This is a genomic window from Paraburkholderia sp. EG286B (genome assembly GCF_040965655.1).
Taxonomy (GTDB): domain Bacteria; phylum Pseudomonadota; class Gammaproteobacteria; order Burkholderiales; family Burkholderiaceae; genus Paraburkholderia.
The window spans coordinates 1-255 of record NZ_JBFRCF010000254.1; the positions used below are offsets into that span (position 1 = coordinate 1).

The 255-nt window shown below is 62.0% G+C and carries 1 protein-coding gene; it reads right to left on the reverse strand.

Translation table 11 applies throughout. From position 1 onward, the window contains the following. On the reverse strand, nt 1–128 hold a 128-nt coding region (locus AB4Y42_RS44645), incomplete at its 3' end, for an NAD-dependent epimerase/dehydratase family protein (protein ID WP_368697946.1). Between the last annotated feature and the right edge of the window lie 127 nt (nt 129–255).

A 255-nucleotide genomic window follows, 5' to 3' on the forward strand; every position in this document is an offset into this window, starting at 1 on the left:
AGCTCGCGAAGCCTGTCGGCACCCGCGCCGGCGCGAGTCATCCCCGTTACCTCATGACCCTGCGCGCAGAGCACGCGCACCAGCGGCTGTCCAACGGCGCCGGTGGCGCCTGCAACGAAAATCTTCACGATTCCTCCTAAGACTGCGTGGCGACGCAGTGCAGCGGTGACTTAACGATATGGCTCAGCGCAACGTGACGCCCCAGCCGGTGAACGGCATCGTGTCCGTTCACTGGTCGTTAAAAAAGTACGAAAA